The sequence below is a fragment of the Natronospira proteinivora genome (assembly GCF_024170465.1).
Lineage (GTDB): Bacteria > Pseudomonadota > Gammaproteobacteria > Natronospirales > Natronospiraceae > Natronospira > Natronospira proteinivora.
This window is the reverse complement of sequence record NZ_JALJYF010000002.1, coordinates 494,134-514,377: the sequence shown is the minus strand read 5'-3', so window position 1 is coordinate 514,377 and position 20,244 is coordinate 494,134. Positions and strand designations below refer to the sequence as shown.

General features: G+C 62.7%; 12 protein-coding genes. All 12 read left to right on the top strand.

Annotated elements, in window-relative coordinates:
• Positions 1 to 2: 2 nt before the first annotated feature.
• The 12 genes from miaB to J2T60_RS09460 all read left to right on the top strand — a co-directional run bounded on the left by miaB (position 3) and on the right by J2T60_RS09460 (position 20,229).
• Positions 3 to 1,349, top strand: coding sequence for a tRNA (N6-isopentenyl adenosine(37)-C2)-methylthiotransferase MiaB (miaB, locus tag J2T60_RS09515; protein ID WP_253448986.1), 1,347 nt, complete (start codon positions 3 to 5; stop codon positions 1,347 to 1,349).
• Positions 1,350 to 1,371: 22 nt separating this feature from the next.
• Positions 1,372 to 3,099 carry an O-antigen ligase family protein gene (locus tag J2T60_RS09510; RefSeq protein ID WP_253448983.1) on the top strand — a complete coding sequence of 576 codons (1,728 nt, stop codon included), beginning with the start codon at positions 1,372 to 1,374 and terminating at the stop codon, positions 3,097 to 3,099.
• A gap of 172 nt (positions 3,100 to 3,271) precedes the next feature.
• Positions 3,272 to 4,456, top strand: a complete 1,185-nt coding sequence (locus tag J2T60_RS09505; RefSeq protein WP_253448981.1) for an MFS transporter — start codon at positions 3,272 to 3,274, stop codon at positions 4,454 to 4,456.
• A gap of 106 nt (positions 4,457 to 4,562) precedes the next feature.
• Positions 4,563 to 5,900, top strand: coding sequence for a UDP-glucose dehydrogenase family protein (locus tag J2T60_RS09500; protein ID WP_253448978.1), 1,338 nt, complete (start codon positions 4,563 to 4,565; stop codon positions 5,898 to 5,900).
• 376 nt (positions 5,901 to 6,276) lie between these two features.
• Positions 6,277 to 6,741, top strand: a complete 465-nt coding sequence (ssb, locus tag J2T60_RS09495; RefSeq protein ID WP_253448974.1) for a single-stranded DNA-binding protein — start codon at positions 6,277 to 6,279, stop codon at positions 6,739 to 6,741.
• A gap of 473 nt (positions 6,742 to 7,214) precedes the next feature.
• A complete protein-coding gene (locus J2T60_RS09490) occupies positions 7,215 to 9,080 on the top strand; it encodes an outer membrane protein assembly factor BamB family protein (RefSeq protein ID WP_253448971.1) in 1,866 nt (621 codons plus the stop codon).
• 147 nt (positions 9,081 to 9,227) lie between these two features.
• A complete protein-coding gene (locus tag J2T60_RS09485) occupies positions 9,228 to 14,531 on the top strand; it encodes a S8 family serine peptidase (protein WP_253448968.1) in 5,304 nt (1,767 codons plus the stop codon).
• 170 nt (positions 14,532 to 14,701) lie between these two features.
• The gene (locus J2T60_RS09480; RefSeq protein ID WP_253448965.1) at positions 14,702 to 15,466 is read left to right on the top strand and encodes a glycosyltransferase family 2 protein; all 765 of its coding nucleotides are present in this window, start codon (positions 14,702 to 14,704) and stop codon (positions 15,464 to 15,466) included.
• Between the two features lie 199 nt (positions 15,467 to 15,665).
• Positions 15,666 to 15,872: a hypothetical protein gene (locus tag J2T60_RS09475; RefSeq protein WP_253448962.1), complete on the top strand. Its 207-nt coding sequence runs from the start codon at positions 15,666 to 15,668 to the stop codon at positions 15,870 to 15,872.
• Between the two features lie 319 nt (positions 15,873 to 16,191).
• Positions 16,192 to 17,148, top strand: a complete 957-nt coding sequence (locus tag J2T60_RS09470; protein WP_253448959.1) for an NAD-dependent epimerase/dehydratase family protein — start codon at positions 16,192 to 16,194, stop codon at positions 17,146 to 17,148.
• 3 nt (positions 17,149 to 17,151) lie between these two features.
• Complete coding sequence (locus J2T60_RS09465; RefSeq protein ID WP_253448956.1) at positions 17,152 to 18,219, top strand: MraY family glycosyltransferase; 1,068 nt, start codon at positions 17,152 to 17,154, stop codon at positions 18,217 to 18,219.
• Between the two features lie 126 nt (positions 18,220 to 18,345).
• Positions 18,346 to 20,229, top strand: coding sequence for a polysaccharide biosynthesis protein (locus tag J2T60_RS09460; protein ID WP_253448954.1), 1,884 nt, complete (start codon positions 18,346 to 18,348; stop codon positions 20,227 to 20,229).
• The last annotated feature ends 15 nt before the right edge of the window (positions 20,230 to 20,244 follow it).

The following is a 20,244-nucleotide window of genomic DNA, read 5'->3' as shown; positions in this document are numbered from 1 at the left end:
TCATGTCCGGCAAGCTTTTCGTCCAGACCCACGGATGCCAGATGAACGAGTACGACTCCAGCAAGATGGTGGACGTGCTCGTCGACGCCCATGGCATGACCGTCACCCAGGACCCCCGCGAAGCGGATGTCATCCTGCTCAACACCTGTTCGGTGCGGGAAAAGGCCCAGGAAAAGGTCTTCTCCCAGCTGGGCCGCTGGAAGGACCTCAAGCAGGCCAATGAGAATCTGGTGATTGGCGTGGGCGGCTGCGTGGCCAGCCAGGAAGGCGAGGCCATCGCCCAGCGGGCGAGTTTCGTGGACATGGTCTTCGGTCCCCAGACGGTTCACCGCCTGCCGGCCATGGTGGAAGAGGCCCGGGCAACCCGACAGCCCGTGGTGGATGTCTCCTTCCCCGAAATCGAGAAGTTCGACAATCTGCCCGAACCTCGTGCCGAAGGCCCCACCGCCTTCGTGTCCATCATGGAAGGCTGCTCAAAGTACTGCACCTTCTGCGTGGTGCCCTACACCCGCGGCGAGGAAATCTCCCGACCCTTTGACGATGTCATCGCCGAGACAGTCCAGCTGGCCGAGCAGGGCGTGCGCGAAATCACCTTTCTGGGGCAGAACGTCAACGCCTACCAGGGCCCCATGGCTGACGGCGCCACCGCCAGTCTCGGCCTGCTGATCCGTTTTGCTGCCCAGATCGACGGCATTGAACGAATCCGTTTCACCACCTCCCACCCGGTGGAATTCACCGATGACCTGATCGAGGCCTACCGGGACGTGCCCGAGCTGGCCAATTATCTGCACCTGCCGGTGCAGAGCGGTTCCGACCGGATACTGGCGGCCATGAAGCGCGGCCACATGGTGCTGGAATACAAGCAAAAGATCCGCAAGCTGCGGGAAGCCCGACCGGATATCAGCATCTCCTCGGATTTCATCATCGGTTTCCCCGGCGAAACCGAGAAAGACTTTAATGACACCATGAAGCTGATTGCCGATATCGGCTTCGACCAGAGCTTTTCCTTCATCTACAGCCGTCGTCCGGGCACTCCGGCCGCCAGCTTTGAAGATGATGTGAGCCTGGACGAGAAGAAACGTCGCCTGGCCCTGCTCCAGGATCGGGTCAACAAGCAGGCCCGGGCCATCAGCGAGTCCATGGTGGGTACCACCCAGCGGGTGCTGGTGGAACGCCCCTCCAAGAAAGACAGCAATCAGATGGCCGGGCGTTGCGAAAACATGCGCTGGGTTAACTTCGACGGCCCCGAATCCCTGACTGGCCAATTCGTGGATGTGGTGATCACCGAAGCCATGCCCAACAGCCTGCGCGGTCGATTAAGTGATGATGCGGTGAAGCAGGCTTCGTGAACCAAGGTCGGGAGACGGTCGAATGATCCAGGAAACCAGGGAATGGTGGTCGGCGCTGAGCAATGCTCAGCGTTTCTTTATTGTCTGTCTCCTGGTTTCCCCCTTGCTGTTACTGCTCTGGCGCGACGGCCGTAATCTTTCCCTGTTGCTGGCCGGTTTGCCGGGCCTCTGGTTCGGCTTTCGTGTGGGCTTTCGCCAGTTCATCGGCCGCGATGGTCATCGCTGGCTTTGGCTGGTCTGGGCCTTTCTCGCCGCCGGTGTACTGTCCTGGGGGATTAGCGGCTTCCCTGAGGTCGGCTCGGACCGCCTGGACCGCCATTTCCGTGTACTGTTCTTTCTGCCCTGGCTGATCACCCTCATTTGGGCCCGCCCGCCGGCCCGCCTGATCTGGCTGTCCCTGGCGGTCGCCGGCATGGGGATCGGCCTGGGTGGCCTGATAGAGGTTTGGCTCTCCGGTGAAGGGCTCTCCCATCGGGTGGAGGGAGATGCCCATGTAATGAGCTACGGCCTCATCAGCGCCCTGATCTTCACCGCCTTGGTGGGCGCGGCCTGGCAGCATCGGGGGCAACGTTTGTTTGCCTTGTTGCTGGCGGTGGGGGCCATGCTGGCCCTGGTGGGGGTGGTGACTACCGGCGTGCGGGCCGCCATCCTGGGGCTGGCCGGCGGCATTGCCATGCTGGCGGTGTTGTTTGCCTGGTTCGGTGATCGCCGGGGCGCTGTGCTGTTTCTGGGCTCGCCGGCCCTGCTGGTCGTCGTGGCCCTGGTCCTGGCCCATGAAGGCGTGACCGCGCGATTTTCCGCGGGGGTAGAGGAAGTAAAGCGCTATTACGAAACCGAAGCCGCCATGCCGCCGCGCAGTGAAGTCCGCATGGGCTGCCAGGATGATGACCGGTTGCTGAGAGCCTGGCTGGGGAGCTATGGGGTGTCCCTTTCCGGCCCCGTTAGCGTGGTGGTAGTGGATGGGCCTGCTACAGAGCATTGCGAGTATGGTCACCGCTTTCGCATGAGCGCTGAAACCGCCAATGCCCGGGCTGCCTTTGATCGTTCCGTGCAGGTGGAATTGGCACCCCGGCCTCTGCGCCTTGAAGCCCGTGGCGAGGGCGCCCGGGTTCGCCTGGGCGACGGGGAGTGGCAGCGCGTGGACGGAGAATTCCGTCTCTATGAGCTGGAAACCGCCTTGCGCCCCGGCACCCGTATCGATTGGTGGGTCCGGGATGGGGGCTGGGTGGAATGGGTGCCACTGGCCTCCCGCATGGGAGATTACCGCTATCCCCACGTGGTGGGCTCCATGCCCCAGCGTCTGGAAATGTGGAGTGTTGCCTGGCAGGGTTTTCGGGAGAATCCTCTGGTCGGTCACGGCACCGGGCGTTTCCATCATCTGACCGAACCATTGATCGAACAGGGCTTGTCGGCCGAGGCCATCCGAACCTATTCCCATGCCCATAGCGAATACCTGGATACCCTGGCGACCCGTGGGTTATTGGGGCTTGCCACGCTGGTACTGTGGCTGCTCGGTCTGATCTACATTGCCATGCGTCCCGGTCCCGGCCAGACCAAGAACGCCTTTCACCCCGGGATTCCCTTCGCCGCAGTCTGGGTGGCGTTCTCCCTTGCCCTGGTGACCGAGGCCAGCCTCTCCATGAACCTGGTCACCGTTACCGTTGGCCTGCTCATGAGCCTGACCCTCTACCTTACCCGGCGAGGCAAACAACCCCCCGACTGGACCCGCAACCGCCTGAAATTCTGGTAACCCCCGAACCACCCCTCCGTGATCTCCGTGCCCTCCGTGTCCAAAAAACCAAACCCCCTACAACCCCGAACCACCAATCGCGGATAAATCCGCTCCTACAGCAATCCACCCCTGTAGGAGCGGCGTCCGCCGCGAATCAAATCCCCACCGATTCTGATAAACTTCCGCCCCCGTGAATACCAGCAATCAACAACCCACCCCCGAGCAAGCCAACTGGCGTGCCGTCGGTGCCCTGTCCGGTGTTTTTGCCCTGCGCATGCTGGGCATCTTCATGGTCTTTCCGGTGCTCGCCATCTGGGCCGAAGACCTGCCCGATGCCACCCCGGCCCTGATCGGCCTGGCTCTGGGGGTCTATGGCGTCACCCAGGCCTTCTTCCAGATCCCCATGGGGGCGCTCTCTGATCGCATTGGCCGCCGCCGGGTGATTGTGGTCGGCCTGATCATCTTTGCCCTGGGCAGCTTGCTGGCCGCCAGCGCCGACACCATCTGGGGGGTGATCGCCGGCCGCGCCCTGCAGGGGGCCGGGGCCATCGCCGCCGCCATCACCGCCCTGGTGGCCGATGTCACCCCGCCCCATCTGCGCACCCGCTCCATGGCCATCATCGGGGCCAGCATCGGCGGGGCCTTCGGCCTGTCCATGGTGCTCGGCCCACTGCTGGAAGGAGTGATCGGCGTACCGGGAATCTTCCTGCTCACCGCCGTGCTCTCCGTGGCCGCCATCGCCTGGCTGCTGCTCACCGTGCCCAATCTGCCGGTCAAGCCGAAAGCGGAAGGGACGGGGCTCGGTCTGGCCCTGTTCCGTGAGCCGGGCTTTGCCGGTCTGACCATCGGTATTTTTGTCCTCCATCTGGTGCTCACCGCAGCCTTCGTGATCCTGCCCGGCCTGCTGCGTGACAGCACCGGGCTGGGCGTTTCCCAGCACTGGCAGATCTATCTCCCGGTTCTGCTTGCCGCCGTGGCCGGTATGGTACCCATGGTGCTCAAGGCCGAGCGCGGCACCCGGGCCCACGGCATGGTGCTGCTGGCCCTGGCCCAGGTGGCCGTGGGCCTGGCCTTGATGGCCTTTACCATCCAGACCGCCTGGGGCGTGGTGGCCGGTCTCTGGGTCTTTTTCATCGGTTTTACCTTCATGGAAGCCCATCTGCCCGCCCGGGTTAGCCAGGTGGTGCCCGAAGCCCAGCGCGGCACGGCCCTGGGCCTGTATTCCAGCGCCCAGTTCCTGGGCGCCTTCGTGGGCGGCGCCGGCGGCGGCCTGCTGCTGGGCTTTACCAGCCTGCCCGTTACCCTCGGCAGCGCCGCCGCCCTGGTCGCCCTCTGGCTCGCCTTCATGGCCACCACCTGCCGCCCCCGGGACTGAACACCCCGGCGCCCAATCGCGGATAAATCCGCTCCTACGGCCAATAGCCCCACAATCTTGTACAATCCCCCCCTTTCCAAACACCGCCATCAGGGAGAGGCCAGGAATGAAGATCGCTGTCGTCGGCACGGGCTATGTGGGCCTGGTTACCGGAGCCTGCTTTGCCGAAATGGGCAATCAGGTGATCTGCGTGGACCTGGATGCCGAGAAGGTCGAACGGATGCGCCAGGGCGAATGCCCCATCTACGAAGCCAGCCTGCCGGAAATGCTGCCCCGCAACATCGAAGAAGGTCGCCTGCGCTTTACTACCTCCCTGGCCGAGGCCGCCGAAACGGCTGATATCTTCTTCATCGCCGTGGGCACCAACCCCGCCGCCGACGGCTCCGCCGATCTCTCCGCCGTGATGGCCGTGGCCCGTCAACTGGGCGAAACCATCCAGCGCCCGGCCATCATCGTGGACAAATCCACCGTGCCCGTGGGTACCGGCGAGAAGGTCGAAGCCACCGTGCTTGATGCCCTGAAAAAGCGTGGCGAGAACATCGAATTCGAAGTCATCTCCAACCCGGAATTCCTCAAGGAAGGCGCGGCGGTGGCCGACTTCATGAAGCCCGACCGGGTGATCATCGGGACCGACAGCGAATGGGCCCGGGACGTGATGGGTCAACTCTACGCCCCCTTCACCGCCAAGAACGACCGTGTCCTCTATATGGGTCGGCGTGATGCGGAAATGACCAAGTACGCCGCCAACGCCATGCTGGCCACCAAGATCTCCTTCATGAATGAAATGGCCAGCCTGGCCGAGAAGCTGGACGTGGACATCGAGCAGGTCCGCCACGGCATCGGCTCCGATCCGCGCATCGGCTATTCCTTCATCTATCCCGGCTGCGGCTACGGCGGCTCCTGCTTCCCCAAGGACGTCAAGGCCCTGATCCAGACTGCCCGGGAGCAGGATTTCGACCCCGCCATCCTGGATGCCGTGGAACGCCGCAACGCCGCCCAGAAGCAGCGCCTCAGTGAAAAGATCAGCGCCCGCTTCGGCAACGATCTTACCGGCCATCACTTCGCTCTCTGGGGCCTGGCCTTCAAGCCCGGCACCGACGACATGCGTGAAGCCCCCTCCAAGGAGGTGCTGGCCCACATCATCCAGTCCGGCGGCACCGTCACCGCCCACGACCCGGAAGCCATGGACATGGCCCGGACCGAGCTGCCGGCCGAGTGGTTCGAATCCGGCCGGCTGAAACTGGCCGAGCACCAATACGATGTCCTGGACGGTGCCGATGCCCTGATCCTGGTCACCGAGTGGAAGCCCTACCGCCAGCCCGATTTCGACACCCTGGCCGAGCGCCTTAAGCAAAAGATCATCTTCGATGGCCGAAACCAGTACGACCCGGCCCTGATGAAAAAACTCGGCTTCGAATACCAGGGCATCGGCCGCAAAAACTAATTTGGGCTAATAACCTAGCCTGTGGGAGCGGCGTCCGCCGCGATCAATAGCCAGCTACCTGGAAATCGCGGATAAATCCGCTCCTACGGCTAGACCCCCCCCCACCCCGTAGGATCGGATTCATCCGCGATTCGGGGCAGATTCCGACCCTGATCGCGGATGAATCCGATCCTACAGCCAACAAATACACCCCATTTGCCTTCCTCCGTGTTCTCAACACCAAACCCGCTACAGCCCCATAAGCCGAAATCACGGCACAGCGCCCCCTGTAATCCTCCCCCGACACCCCCCATCGACATCCCCCTAATGATTCCCCCCGAGGAATCCCGTAGAATCTCCGCATTAGCAACATTCCAGCCAGACACGAGGAAACACCATGGCCAGAGGCATCAACAAAGCAATCCTCATCGGCAACCTGGGCGCCGATCCCGACACCAAATATGCCCCCTCCGGCTCGGCGGTCACCCGCCTGAGCGTGGCCACCTCCGACCAATGGAAGGACAAGCAAACCGGGGAAATGCAGGAGCGCACCGAATGGCACCGGGTGGTGATGTTCAACCGCCTGGCCGAGGTCGCCGCCGAATACCTGCGCAAGGGCTCCAAGGTTTACATCGAAGGCCGCATCCAGACCCGCAAATGGCAGGGCCAGGACGGCCAGGATCGCTACACCACCGAAGTCGTCGCCAATGAAATGCAGATGCTGGATTCTCGCGGTGGTGGCGGCGGCGAATTCACCCAGCGCCCCCCGGCCCAGAATCAAAACCAGAACCAGGGCCAGCAACCCGCCAACCAGAGCGGCGGCATGGGCGACACCGACTTCGACGACGACATCCCGTTCTAAAGACCCCCGTGGCTACCCTGCTGTGGGAGGGACATTCCTGTCCCGATACACACACAGGCAGTGGGAGCGGCGTCCGCCGCTCCCACTGCAAAAAGCCCCCACTGCATAGCGCCCCCGTAGGAGCGAATTCATTCGCGATCTCCCGCCCCGCTACGGGGCAGGAACACCCCCCTCTTAATGCGTCCCATTGGCAGTTGCACCGCATACGCATCCGTAGTTGATTCTCAATAACCGTCTATATTCATTAATCCCGTGAATATTCGGGTTTCCTAGAACCTTGGTTCCTTCTCCCCATAGCCCATCTAATGTCAGGCAGTTCAATGCCTTGCATGCCTGGAATGGTTCTAATTTTGTCTCTTGCGTTCAAAGCTCCCTAACTGCGTGCTAGGTTCAGGCCAGCAAATTCGTAAGCCGATGGTCTCCCTCCCAACAAGACCATCTCCCCTGAAGTAATCACCTGAGGAGTGATATTCATGCCTATGCATTCTCATAAACGCGGTCTGGTTTTGCTTTCCATGTTGCTTGTATCGCCGGCCTTTCTAACGGGTTGTTTCCTGGAAGGGGATGACGGCAGTGATGGGGCACAAGGACCGGAAGGTCCTGAAGGGTCTCAGGGACCGGAAGGTCCGGTGGGCCCGGTGGTTTCCTCCATGTCTTCCGTAGGTTTGCCTGCCAGCCCGGGTAGTCAGGTTCAGATTCTTGTCTCCGCCAATAGCCCGGAAGGCAATGATCTCAGTTATAGCTGGGAGGTTCCCGAGGGCTGGTCCGGCGAATCGGATTCCGATGTGCTGGTTATGACAGCACCGGACGAACAAGCCAACTCGGGCACCGTTGAAGTCGTGGTGGATGACGGCGAGCGTCAGGCAAGCGGCACCATGTTGGTGGCAACGGGTGGACCGGCCATCTCCGAAATGAGCATCGATTCCGATCTGCCGGTGACAGACGAAGCGGTCATGTCCGCCATGGCCTTCAACAAGGATGGCATGCGTCTGGATCCGATCCGTTGGAACGTCAGTGATTCCGACTTTGGTGAAGTGGGTGAGCAGTTTGTCTGGTCCAACCCGGGCCTGGGCGGTGACTATCAGGCCGTTGCTTATGTGGAAGATGCCGTGGGCAACTCCGCCGAGAGCCATATCGGTTTTTCAGCGGAAAGCATCGGTGCCTGGCAAGTCTTCGGTGGCAACATTCAGGGCCTTGCCCGTCATGGTGAACCCAGTGATGTGGCCGAAGGCGAGCTGCGCTATGAGTTTGAAACCGGCGGTATGGTGCAGGCTTCTCCCTCCATTGGCGAGGACGGCACGGTCTTTATCGGCGGTGATGATGATCATGTCTATGCCCTGCACCCGGACCCCAGTGATCCGGAAGACCCCCTGCTGTGGAGCTTTGAAACCGACGGCAACGTGCGCGGCACGCCGGTGATTGATGAGGACGGCATTCTGTATGTGGGCACCATGGGCGGAACCATGTATGCCCTGGACCCTGAAGCCGATGATGCCGATCGCGTTGTCTGGAGCTACGAGCTGGGCGATGGTGGCGATATCATTTCTTCTGCCGTTCTGAGCGCGGAAGGTGTTGTCTACTTTGGTTCCATCGACAACCACCTGTATGCCCTGGATACCAGTGCCGAAGATCTGGATGATGAAGACCGCCTGCTGTGGAGTTTCGAAGCCGGCGATGTGCCGGAGAACCCCACCATCGGGGCCGACGGCACCATCTACGTGGGCTCACGGGATCAGAACCTGTATGCCCTGGACCCGAGCCATGCGGATCTGAGTGACGCGGATCGTGAGCTCTGGCGCTTTGAAACCGAAGGGCGTATCCGTGGGCGTGCCGCCATTGCGCCGGATGGCACCCTCTATGTCGGGGCCTACGATGGTTTCCTGTATGCCATTGATCCCAGCCGGGACCAGCTCAGCAATGATGAGCGTGAGCTCTGGCGCTTTGATGCCCAGGGAGCCATCAACGCCTCCGCCATCATCAGCGAGGACGGTGTGTTGTACATCGCTTCCCGGGGTGGTGACGGGGCATTGAATGCGCTGGACTTGAATGCCGACAGTGCCGCTGACCGCCTGCTGTGGCGGTATGAGGCGCAAAACGGAATGGAAAGTGCCGCCACCATCGGTGCTGACGGAACCGTCTATATCGGTGGCAATGACGGCAATCTGCACGCCATCGATCCGGCCGTGGAACCGGAAGGGGATCGCCAGCTGTGGACCTACAACACGAGCATCCTGGCGGTGGACTCTTCGCCCGCCATTGGTTCTGACGGCACCATCTACTTTGCCAATTTCTGGGACATTGACCCGGATATAGAAGGCAAGATCTGGGCGATCGAATAAACCCCCATTGAACAAGCGTTGCTTGATCATCAAAGCAGGGGATGGGGCGGTGAAGACCGCTCCATCCCCCTTGTGATTCAGCCGGGGGCGTCAAGGCTCTGCCGGAACGTATCCCGCCCTCGGTCCCTATTCAGTTGGAAGTCCATCATGTCTCAAGTACTGCGAAAGCTTACCTCACTGTTGCTCCTGCCCATGCTGGGTCTGGTCTTGCTGGGCGGCACACAGCCAATTCATGCCTTCAGCGAAGACAGCCTCTCAGCCGATCCGGATGAAGTCAGCACCTGGATTGTCATGCTCAGCGAGCCGCCCGCAGCACGGTATCGCGGGGGCATTGCGGGATACATGGCCACCAGTGCCAAAAGCCGCGATGATCGGCAATTCGATGCGAACGCTCCGGAAGTGGAGGTGTATCGCAGTCACCTGGCACAGCGCCAGCAAGACGTGCTGGGCAGAATCAGTGAGCTGACCGGTCTGCCGGCCGAGGCCGAGCGCCAGTGGCAACTGGCCGCCAATGGCTTTGCCATCACCATGAGTGCCCTGCAGGCAGAGCAGGTGGAACGGCTCTCCGGCGTGCGCCGGGTATTCGAGGAACAGGAACTGATCCCCCTGACGTTCGCAGGCCCGGACCATGTGGGTGGCACGGATGTCTGGGAAGGGGTTGAAGGCGCCGTTACCGAGACCCGGGGTGAAGGGATTGTTGTCGGCATCATCGACTCTGGCGTTAACCTTGGCCACGATTCATTTGCCGGCACCGCCCCGGCGGATGGCTATGAACATGACAATCCCCTGGGAGAGGGGAATTATCTGGGGGCATGTGACCCGGACCATCCGGACTATGAAGAAGATCTCTCCTGCAATGACAAACTGATCGGTGCCTATGACTACACCGGTTCCGGGGCCGCTGATAATGACGGTCATGGCAGTCACGTGGCCGGTACCGCTGCGGGCAATGAAATGACCACCCCTGACGGTGAAGCTGTTTCCGGTGTGGCCCCCCGCGCCAACATTGTCAGTTTCAAGATTTGTGACGGTGGCTGCACCGGCGTGCTGGATGTGGCCGAAGACATCCTGGCCGACGGCGTGGTGGATGTAGTCAACTTCTCCATCGGCCCGATTCTTGGTGGCGGTGACCCCTATGCCGAGGAATCCGCCCAGGCCTTTCTTTCCCTGAGCGAAGCCGGTGTACTGGTGGCAGCCGCAGGTGGTAATGCCGGTGAGCCCGGCACCATCTCCAATTTTGCGCCCTGGAATCTGACCGTGGCCAACAGCTCCCACGACGGCATGATGGCCCATGAGATCAGCATTACCGGTCCGGGCAGTGATATTCCCGATGAGCTGGTGGAGATCAATGGCCTGCCCGGTGATAACCCCCACCCCGACAGTGATATCGATGCGTCCATTGTTGACGTTGGGGAACTGGGTGATGAGCTGGCATGCGAGTCACTTCCCGATGACAGCCTGTCGGGTGCCGTGGGCGTGGCCGTTCGGGGTGAATGCCAGTTCGATGTCAAGGCCGCCAATCTGGAAGCAGCCGGCGCCATTGCCATGATCGTGGTGAATGATATTCCAGGCGCCCCCATCGCCATGGGCGGGCTGAGCGATGCCATTCCAGCGGCCATGATCGACCGCGACGATGGCGATGCCATCCGTGATTGGCTGGCCAGTGAAGACGATGCGACGGTGTTCTTCAGCCAGGCCGTGTCAGCCGTGTTCGTGGATGAAGCCGCCGATGTGATGAGCCCCAGCAGTTCCATCGGTCCCGGGCAGGCACCCTATAACCAGATTCCCGGTCCCGATGTGGCCGCACCGGGGACCAATATCCTGGCCCCCTGGTACGAAGAGCAGGACGACTTCAATATCATCAGCGGCACGTCCATGGCTTCTCCCCATGCCGCCGGTGGTCTTGCCCTGATGCGCTCGCTCTATCCGGACTGGACGCCCCCGGAGATTCAGTCCGCCCTGATGATGACTGCCAAGCCCGACCCCATGCGCAAGCAGGATGGCCAGACCCCGGCCGATATCTTCGACCGGGGCAGTGGTCGCCTGGATCTGGCCGCGGCGGTCCAGGCCGGGCTGGTCATGGACGAGACCATCGACAACTTCGAGGCCGCCGATCCGGAACTGGCGGAGTTGGAGTTGCATGAATTGAATGTGCCCTATCTGAGTGCGCTTGCCTGCACCCTGCAGTGTGAATGGACCCGCACCGTGACCGCCACGGCGGAGGGCAGCTGGGAAGTCCTGGTGGATAATGACAACAGCGATTTCGAAATCACTGTCTCCCCCCAGAGCTTCACTCTTCAGGTCGGTGAATCCCAGGAGATTGAAGTGACCGCCCTGGGCTTTGTGCCCGATGACAGCTGGGCCTTTGCCGAGCTCACATTGAGCGAGACCAGTGGCAACCATCCCGATGCCCGCCTGCCCATGGCCATCAATGACCTGGCCGGTCCCGTGGCGGTGGATGCCGAGCGTGAGGCCGATACCGGCCTGTCGGGTGCCCGTGGCATCGCCGCCGGGCGGGATCAGCATCTCGGCGAGCTATGGCTGGGAACCGCCGAACAGCAGGGCGAGGGCAATGAACTGCATGGCTTTGATATCGAGACCCTCTCGGCCACCGGTGATGTCGTTACGGTGGACTGGTTGAGCGACGATGCCTGGCCGGCCGCCATCACCTATTCGGTCAACAGCGAGAGCTACTGGCAACTGGAGACGGAACCGGGGAATTGTCTGCACGAGTGGCGCCCCGATGAAGGTGCCACCGGCGAAGTCATCTGTCCTGACTGGCCGGAGCCGGTTCGCGCCGTCACCCATGATCCTTATGAACGGGTCTTCTGGGCCGGTGGTGCCGACGGCAATATCCATCAGATCAATCACGATGGCGAGGTGCTGGCCAGCCACGACACGTCTTACAGTGTGGCCGGTCTGGCCCTGGCGCCATTGTCCGGGCAGTTGTACGTCTCCAACGAGGGCGATGAACCCTTCGATGTGGCCGTGCTGGATAGTCGTGATGAGCTGGAACCACTGATGGTTTATGCCCTGCGCGACAGTGACGGCAACCCTGTCTTTGGTGATTTCAATCAGGCCGATATTCACCTGGCCTGTGATAACCGGCTCTGGCTCAGCCATCCCGGGCAGGATGAGATGTTCGCCTATGACCTGGGCGAAGAACAGGCCTGTCCCCAGAGCATGACCCAGCTGGATCTGGACGGCATTGCCGTACCCGGTGCCGGACAGACCAACAGTGAGTACAAGACCCTGCGTTTTGTCGGCCCCGATCAGCTGGTGGGAAGTTTCCAGTGGGACCTGGTCTATGACGCCGCCCAGGGCAATGGCCAGGCCGATGAATTCCGCATGGAGATCGAGTCCCCCGACGGTACGGTGATTCGGGTCGGTGGCCGTGAAAACAGCGCCGGCGCCCTGCCCAGTGAAGAGCTGGATTATGTGCTGGGCTGGCCCAATGAGGGCGATGCCGTGGTCAGCGACGCCCAGAGCATCGATGACTTCCAGGGGGAAAGTGCCAACGGTATCTGGCAGGTCCGCCTCTGGAGCAGCTTCGGTCTCGGGCTGCAATACGGTTTGCTGATTGACGATTCACAGATCGGTTTTACCACCCAATTGCCGTCGCCGAGTCTGGCACCGGATGGCGGTGACTTCGTGGAAGAAGAGGGCGCGTTGGCCGTGCAAATCACCGGCCCCGAGCCGCCGGCCGTGATTCGCTACACCCTGGACGGTAGCACCCCGGGGCCGGACAACGGCAACGAGATTGAGAGCGGTGAGACCGTGATGGTGGACGAGGATCTGACTTTGAAGGCCATCGCCCTGCCCGATGACGAGGAACTGGAAGCCTCGCCCGTGGTGGAAGCAGATTACCACTTCCATCCGGCCGTGGTCTTTGAAAGCGAGGACGGCGAAGAGATGGGCGATCCCTCCCTCGCCGCCGGTGAGACCGTCGAGTTTCAGGTGGCTGGCGGCAGTGGTCAGACCCAGGTGGAGGCCGACCCCAACGCCGTGTCCGGCGTGGAAGGCGAGCTGGATGTAGACGGTGAGCAAGGCAGCTTCACCGTGCCCGAGGAGGGCGCCTTTGCCGGCAGCTACCGGATCACGGTCACTGACAATGCTACCGGCGCCACTGACAGCTTTGATGTGATCGTGGACCTGGAAACCGAATCCGACCGCCGCTATCTGGTGGTGGATGAATCCGAAGCCATGCGCGTTCTTGGGGCCACCCCGGATTATGGCTTCAGCTTCCAGGTCACCGCCGATGGGGCGGCCTCGTCCATTGCCTCGGTGGATCCGGAGCAGGCCGATGCCAGTGACGATGCCGAAGCCGCCAACCCGGCCCTCACCCAGGTGACGGTGGAAGAGGCTGACGGCGTGGAGGCCTTCGCCGTCGAGGTCACACCGGAAGACGGCAGCTATGATGCCGTGGCCCATGACATGGAGGCCGATGAAGGTCAGCCCTATGCCGGCTGGATTCAGGATGAAAGCCAGACGCCCCTGGAAGGCGCCATGGTTTCCACCGCCGAGCCGGTGGGCCCCGCTGAACGCTATTACTCGGCCGAGAGTGATGCCGACGGGGTCTTTGCCTTCACCGCGCCGTCGCTGGAAGAGGATGAGTCCCGCCAGCTGTCTGCCAGTCTGTCCGGCTATGTCAGTCGCCAGCTGGATGCGATCGACTGCGAGGGCAGCTCACCCCAGTGCACCGTGACCCTGTATCAGTCAACGGCGGAAATTCAGGGTGATCTGCTGGGCCTGCTGGCTGAGGAAACGGTCAGCCTCTATCTGCTGGTGAGCCCGACGGACGCGGATGAAGAAGAACTGGGCCCCCATCATGTGACCGGATCCGGCGACGGGGTGGATCCCTTCACCCTGGATGTCAGCCACGAAGCCCATTACCCCGAGATCCGGGTGGAAGGCTTCGGCTATGAGTCGCAGACTGCGGATGGCGGCGGTGACGGCTTTGAGTTCCAGGAAGAAGGCCAGATCATCGCTGACGAGGAGATCGAAATGGTCCCCACCACACCCGAAATCGTCCAGGTTGAAGCCCGCGATAGGGACGAGGATAGCCTGACCCTGGTGGCCGAAGTGGCGCCCCGGGAACGTGAGACCAACGTGGTCTTCGAATGGGGTGACAGCAGTGAGTCACTGGATGAAACCCTGGAAGCCGGCACCCTGGATGCCCATACCGAGAGCGGTGAGCTGAGTGCCGAGCTGGATGGGCTGGAGTGTGGCAGCACCTTCCATTTCCGCGCCCGTGCGGAGAACGATCAATCCGTCAGCGCGGAATCCGAGACCAGCAGCGTCTCCACGGAGGATTGCCCGGCCACGCCGGAGCCACCGTCGTCCTCCAGTAGCAGTGGTTGCAGCCTGGGTGAGGGGCGCAGCCCCGTGGACCCGACCCTGCCGTGGCTGCTGCTACTGGCCGGACTGTTTGTACTGCGTCGAAGGGCCTGACCGGCTCCTGTAAACTTCCCTTGTAACCCCGGGCCCATCGGTGAGCGACATCACCGGTGGGCCCGGTTTTATATAGCCCCCATCACCGCCCACCGCAAGAGAGACATTCCCGGCGCTATCCCATAAAATCCTCCCTTCGCTGAAACGTTTTCAATATCAGCCGGAGTCCAATGACCACGCCCACCACCTCCATCATCACCCCGGTTCACAACAGCGCCGCCTTCCTGGACGCCTGTATTGATTCCGTCCAGGCCCAGACCCGGGAGGACTGGGAACTGATCTTGGTGGATGATGCCTCCAGCGATGACAGCCGCAAACGCATGGCGGCCCGCGCCGAGGACGATGCCCGCATCCGGCCCATTTATCTATCCCAAAACCAGGGCGCCGCCGTGGCCCGCAACACCGCCATCGAAAAGGCCCGGGGTCGCTACATCGCCTTCCTGGACAGCGATGACCTCTGGGCCCCGGACAAGCTGGAACGCCAGCTGGCCCTCTGTGAAGCGCAGGGCGCGGCCTTCGTCTACGGCGCCTATACCCTGCGCAAGGAAAACAGCGCGCCATCCCGGGAAAAAACCATCACCCCCCAGGCCCGCATCCATTACCGGGGCCTGCTCAACGCCACCATCATTGCCACCTCCACCGCCTTGTATGATCGGGAGGCCTTCGGCGGCCGGGTCTACATGCCCGAGATCCGCAAGCGCCAGGATCTCGGCCTCTGGCTCAAACTGCTGCGCCGCACCGATTGGGCCCATGGCGTGGTGGATAGCCCCGTAGCCACCATCTGCAAGCGCCCCGGTTCGCTGTCGGATAACAAGTTCTCCGCCCTCTACAACACCTGGCGCCTCTACCGGGACCACGAAGGCCTCTCCGCCTCCGCCAGCCTCTGGCATTTAGCCAACTACGCCACCCGCGCCGCCTTCAAATACCTCGGCTAGTCCACCCCTGAATCGCGGATAAATCCGCTCCTACGGCTAGACCCCTCACCCCGTAGGAGCGGATTCATCCGCGATTGGCGTGCGCGGCTGTAGCGGGTTTGGTTTTTTATCACGGAGGGCACGCCGCTCCCACAGCTTAAACAAACACGCTAAACTCTATTTGAAAAGCAGGATGAATTGACGACCTTGGAGTCTTGGTATGGCGCGGCTGAGTGAGGAAGAAAAGCAGGCTCTGAAAGCGGCCGCGGAATGGCCGCCGCAGCAACCGGCCTCGGCTCAGGATGTTGAGCTGGTAGCGCCCACGCCGGAAGCACGCATGCGCTATATCCGCTTCGCCACCGAAGCCGCCCGGCTGCACAGGCCAGGGCCCATCCGCCCCATGCGAGGCGAACACTGGAAATTGTAGCTCGGCCTCCCACCCGTAGGAGCGGATTCATCCGCGATTGGCGTGCGCGGTTGTAGCGGGTTTGGTTTTAAGAACACGGAGGACACGGAGGATCCACAGAGATCACGGAGGGGTAAATAGGGACAGGCATCGCCTGTGGGAGCGGCGTCCGCCGCGATTTCCATCTAGCTTCCCACAACAACACCACCCCTCCGTGTTCCAAATCCCCCTATCGCGAATAAATTCGCTCCTACGGCTAGACCCCCCACCCCGTAGGAGCGAATTTATTCGCGATACCCATTAGAATCCCCCCATCACCACCAACCCAACGAGCCAAGGAATGCCCGAGACCATCCTGATCACCGGCGCCACCGGCTTTGTCGGCCGTCACCTGATTCCGCCCCTGCAACAGGCCGGCTATTCCCTGCGCCTGGCCGTGCGTCAACCCGGGGCGGAGACGGCCGAGCAATCCGTGGTGGTGGGCGAGATCGGTCCGGACACCGAATGGGGCAGGGCACTGGACGGCATCGACACGGTGATTCACCTGGCCGGCCGCGCCCATCATCCGGACGGCCCCGGCGAAGCCGAGGCCCACGAGGCCATCAATCACCAGGCCACCCGCCGCCTGGCCGAGGCCTGCGAAGGCCGCGTGCAGCGCCTGATCCACATGAGCTCCTTGTCCGTCCACGGCTTAAACGCCAGCGACGAACCCATCACCGAACACACCCCCATCCGCCCCACCACCCCTTACGGCACAGCCAAGGCCCGGGCCGAGGCCGATCTGGCCGAGCGCCGGGAACAGGGCCGGCTGGACAGCCTCAGTCTGCGCCCACCCATGGTTTACGGCCCCGGCGCCCCGGGCAACCTGGCCCGCCTCAAAGCCGCGGTGGAACGGGGCTGGCCGCTGCCCCTGGCTTGGGTCCGTAACCAACGCAGCCTGATCGGCGTGGAGCACCTGGCACACATCCTCCTCGCCGCCCTGGCCCTGAGCCCCGAGGCTTTTCGCCAATTGCCCCCGGCCCTGGCCGTGTCAGATGATCACCCCATCTCAACCCCGGACATGGCCCGTGCCCTGGGCGAGGGCCTGGGCAAGCCGGCCCGTCTTTGGCCCTGCCCGGTGTCACTGCTGCGCCTGGGCGCCCGCATCACAGCACGTCAGGCCATGATGGATTCCCTCACCGGCTCGTTGATCGTGGATAATCAGGTCAGCCGCGAAGCCCTGGCTCAATCTCCCCGGGCCCTGCCGGCGTCACCCGAGACCTATCAGTGCCTGGTCCAGGCCATGCAGGAGAAATAGCCAATGCCATGGGAGTTACCCATACAAGGCAGCGCCATCTGGCCCCTGAGCTGGTTGTTGGCGGCTGTTTTCTCAGCCCTGGCCTGCACCGCCTGGCGGCCCCTGGCCCGTTATTTCGGCTTTCTCGATTACCCCAGCGAGCGCTCCCTGCATGCCGAGCCCATGGTCCGCGCCGGGGGCCTGCCCATGGCCCTGGCCCTCGCCCTGACCCTGCTGCTGATCCCGTCCAGTTTCGTGGGCAGCCCCGTCCTGGCCCTGGCCCTGGGCCTGGCGGCCGGGCTCATGGTTATTGCCACCTGGGATGATCGTCGCCCCCTGCCCGTGGGCCCGCGCCTGTCCCTCTATCTATTGCTCTGCGCGGCCATGGTCTTCAGTCTGCGCGATACCCCCGAGGCCACCCGGCTGCTCGGTGATGCCCCCGGCTGGATGCTTTTCTGGGGTGTCTTGTTCACCCTGGGCCTGGCCTGGATGACCAACCTCTACAACTTCATGGACGGCGCCGACGGCCTGGCCGGCGGCCAGGGCCTGATCGGCTTCGCCGCCATCGCCGCCCTGGCCCTGATCCAGGATGCCCCCCAGATCGCCCTGGCCAGTCTCGCCATCTCCGGTGTCTGCGCCGGTTTCCTCTGCTGGAACTTCCCCCCGGCGCGGCTGTTTCTGGGCGATGCCGGCGCCATCCCCCTGGGCTTTCTGGCCGGGGCCTTCGCCCTGATGCTGTTTCTGGAAACCGGCCTGGCCCCCTGGCTGGCCCTGCTGCCTTTCGCCCCCTTCTGGCTGGATGCCAGCGTCACCCTGCTGCGCCGCATCCTCAATCGGGAAGCCTTCTGGCGGCCCCACCGCAGCCATTTCTATCAGCGCCTGGTCCGCTCCGGCGTCGGCCACCGGGGCACGGCCCTGGTCTTCTATGCCCTGATGGTCTTGTGTGGCGGCCTGGCTCTGCTCGGCGCCGGCTTGGCCTCTGTCCTGCCCTCCGTCCTGCCCGGGCTGGGCGTGAGCGCGGTGGCTCTGGTCATTCTGGTGGCAACAGGTTTCTGGATTGACGGGCACTTTCAGCAGGCTCAGCGGCACTAAGTCTCCGGCAAGTCTCCAGAAAATATCGTAGAATGGGAGTATTATCCCGGACTCTGCCAAAGCATGGGGGGTGGCGGAGCGGGCAGGAGGCCCTATTTTCTACCCTCGACGGAAGAGGCAGGTTCAATGAACGACATGCAAAGGACTTTGCAATGGCGCCGCCCATTGGTGGTGCTGCATGACCTCCTGTGGATCCCCGTGGCCATCATCATGGCCTACTGGATGCGCTTTAACCTGGATACCATCCCCGCCGAGTTCCACACCTCCATTCTCGTGCTGATTGGCGTGGCTGTTCCCATCCACGCCGCCAGCTATTGGTACTTTGGCTGTTATCGCGGTGTCTGGCGCTTCGCCAGCATGCCGGACCTGTTTCGCCTGTCCAAGGCCATCGTGGTGGGCGCCCTGCTGGCGGTGACCGTCGTATTCCTCTATGACCGCCTGGCCGGTGTTCCGCGCTCGGTGGTCTTTCTCTACCCCCTGTTTCTGATCGTGGCCACCGGTGGTGCCCGGGCTGCCTACCGGGTGTACAAGGAGTTCTATCTCTCCCGCCTGCGCGATCCCAATGTCCAGCGCATGATCGTGGTGGGCGCCGGTACCGATGGCGAGCACCTGGTGCGGGGCCTTCGCAGCCGCCACGACGTGCTGCCCATCGGTCTGGTGGATGACGATCCCATCAAATGGGGCACCGAAATCTACGGCGTACGTGTACTCGGCCCCATCAGCCAGCTGGCCGAGATCTGCCGCCGTTACCACGTGGACAATGTCATCCTGGCCATCTCCTCGGCCTCCCGGGAGGCCTTCTCCCGGGTGCTGAGTCAGACCAATGAAGTGGGTGTGCCCTGCCAGATCAGCAGCGCCCTGTCCGAACACGACAGCATTCTGGGCGGTCTGCGGCCGGTCACCACCGAGGACGTCCTGGGCCGGGATCCGGTCACCCTGGACGAGCCGGCCATCAGCGCCACCTTCCGGGGCAAGACCGTGCTGGTCACCGGCGGGGGCGGCTCCATCGGCCTGGAGCTCTGCCGGCGGGTCCTGGGCCACCAGCCCGCGCGCCTGCTGCTGCTGGATCTGAGTGAATACAACCTCTACCGGGCCGAGCAGATCCTGATGCCGGAAGCCGGTGCCACCCGAATCGAGTTTATCCTGGGCAACGTCTGTGACCGGTCCCACATGCAGGGCCTGTTCGGCAAGCACCGCCCGGATATCGTCCTGCATGCCGCCGCCTACAAGCATGTGCCCCTGCTGGAATCCAATGTCCTGGCCGCGCTCTGTAACAATGTCCAGGGCACCCGCGTGGTGGCCGAGACCGCCGCCCAGTTCGAGGCCGGGAAATTCGTGCTGGTCTCCACCGACAAGACCGTCAACCCCACCAATGTCATGGGCGCCTCCAAGCGGGTGGCCGAGCTGATCTGCCGGGACCTGCACGAGCGCCACTCGGCCACCGACTACCTCATTACCCGTTTCGGCAATGTCCTGGGCTCCGCCGGCTCGGTGATTCCCCTGTTCGAGCGCCAGATTGCCGAAGGCGGGCCGGTGACCGTGACCCATCCCGAGGTCAAGCGCTTCTTCATGACCGTGGAAGAGGCCACCGGCCTGATCACCCAGGCCGCCGCCCTCAGCCGGGGCGGGGAAGTGTATGTGCTGGAAATGGGTCAGCCCGTGCTGATCCGGGAACTGGCCGAGAACATGATCCGCCTCTCCGGGCTCAAGCCCCACAAGGATATCGAGATCACCTATACCGGCCTGCGCCCGGGTGAAAAGCTGGAAGAAGAGCTTTTCTACGACAGCGAAAACCTCCACGGCACCGCCCACAGCAAGCTCATGCTGGCCGATTGCGGTGACGACCTTTGCCCCAAACTGCCCGAGTACCTTCAAGCCCTGGATATCGCCCTGGCCGAAGGCGACGAAGCAAGAGCCATTGCCCTGCTCAAGGACCTGGTCCCGGCCTTCAACCGCTTCATCCCCGAAACCGACCCCGGCGACCCCACCCCCCTGCGCATCGTCAAATAACCCCCACCCCGTAGG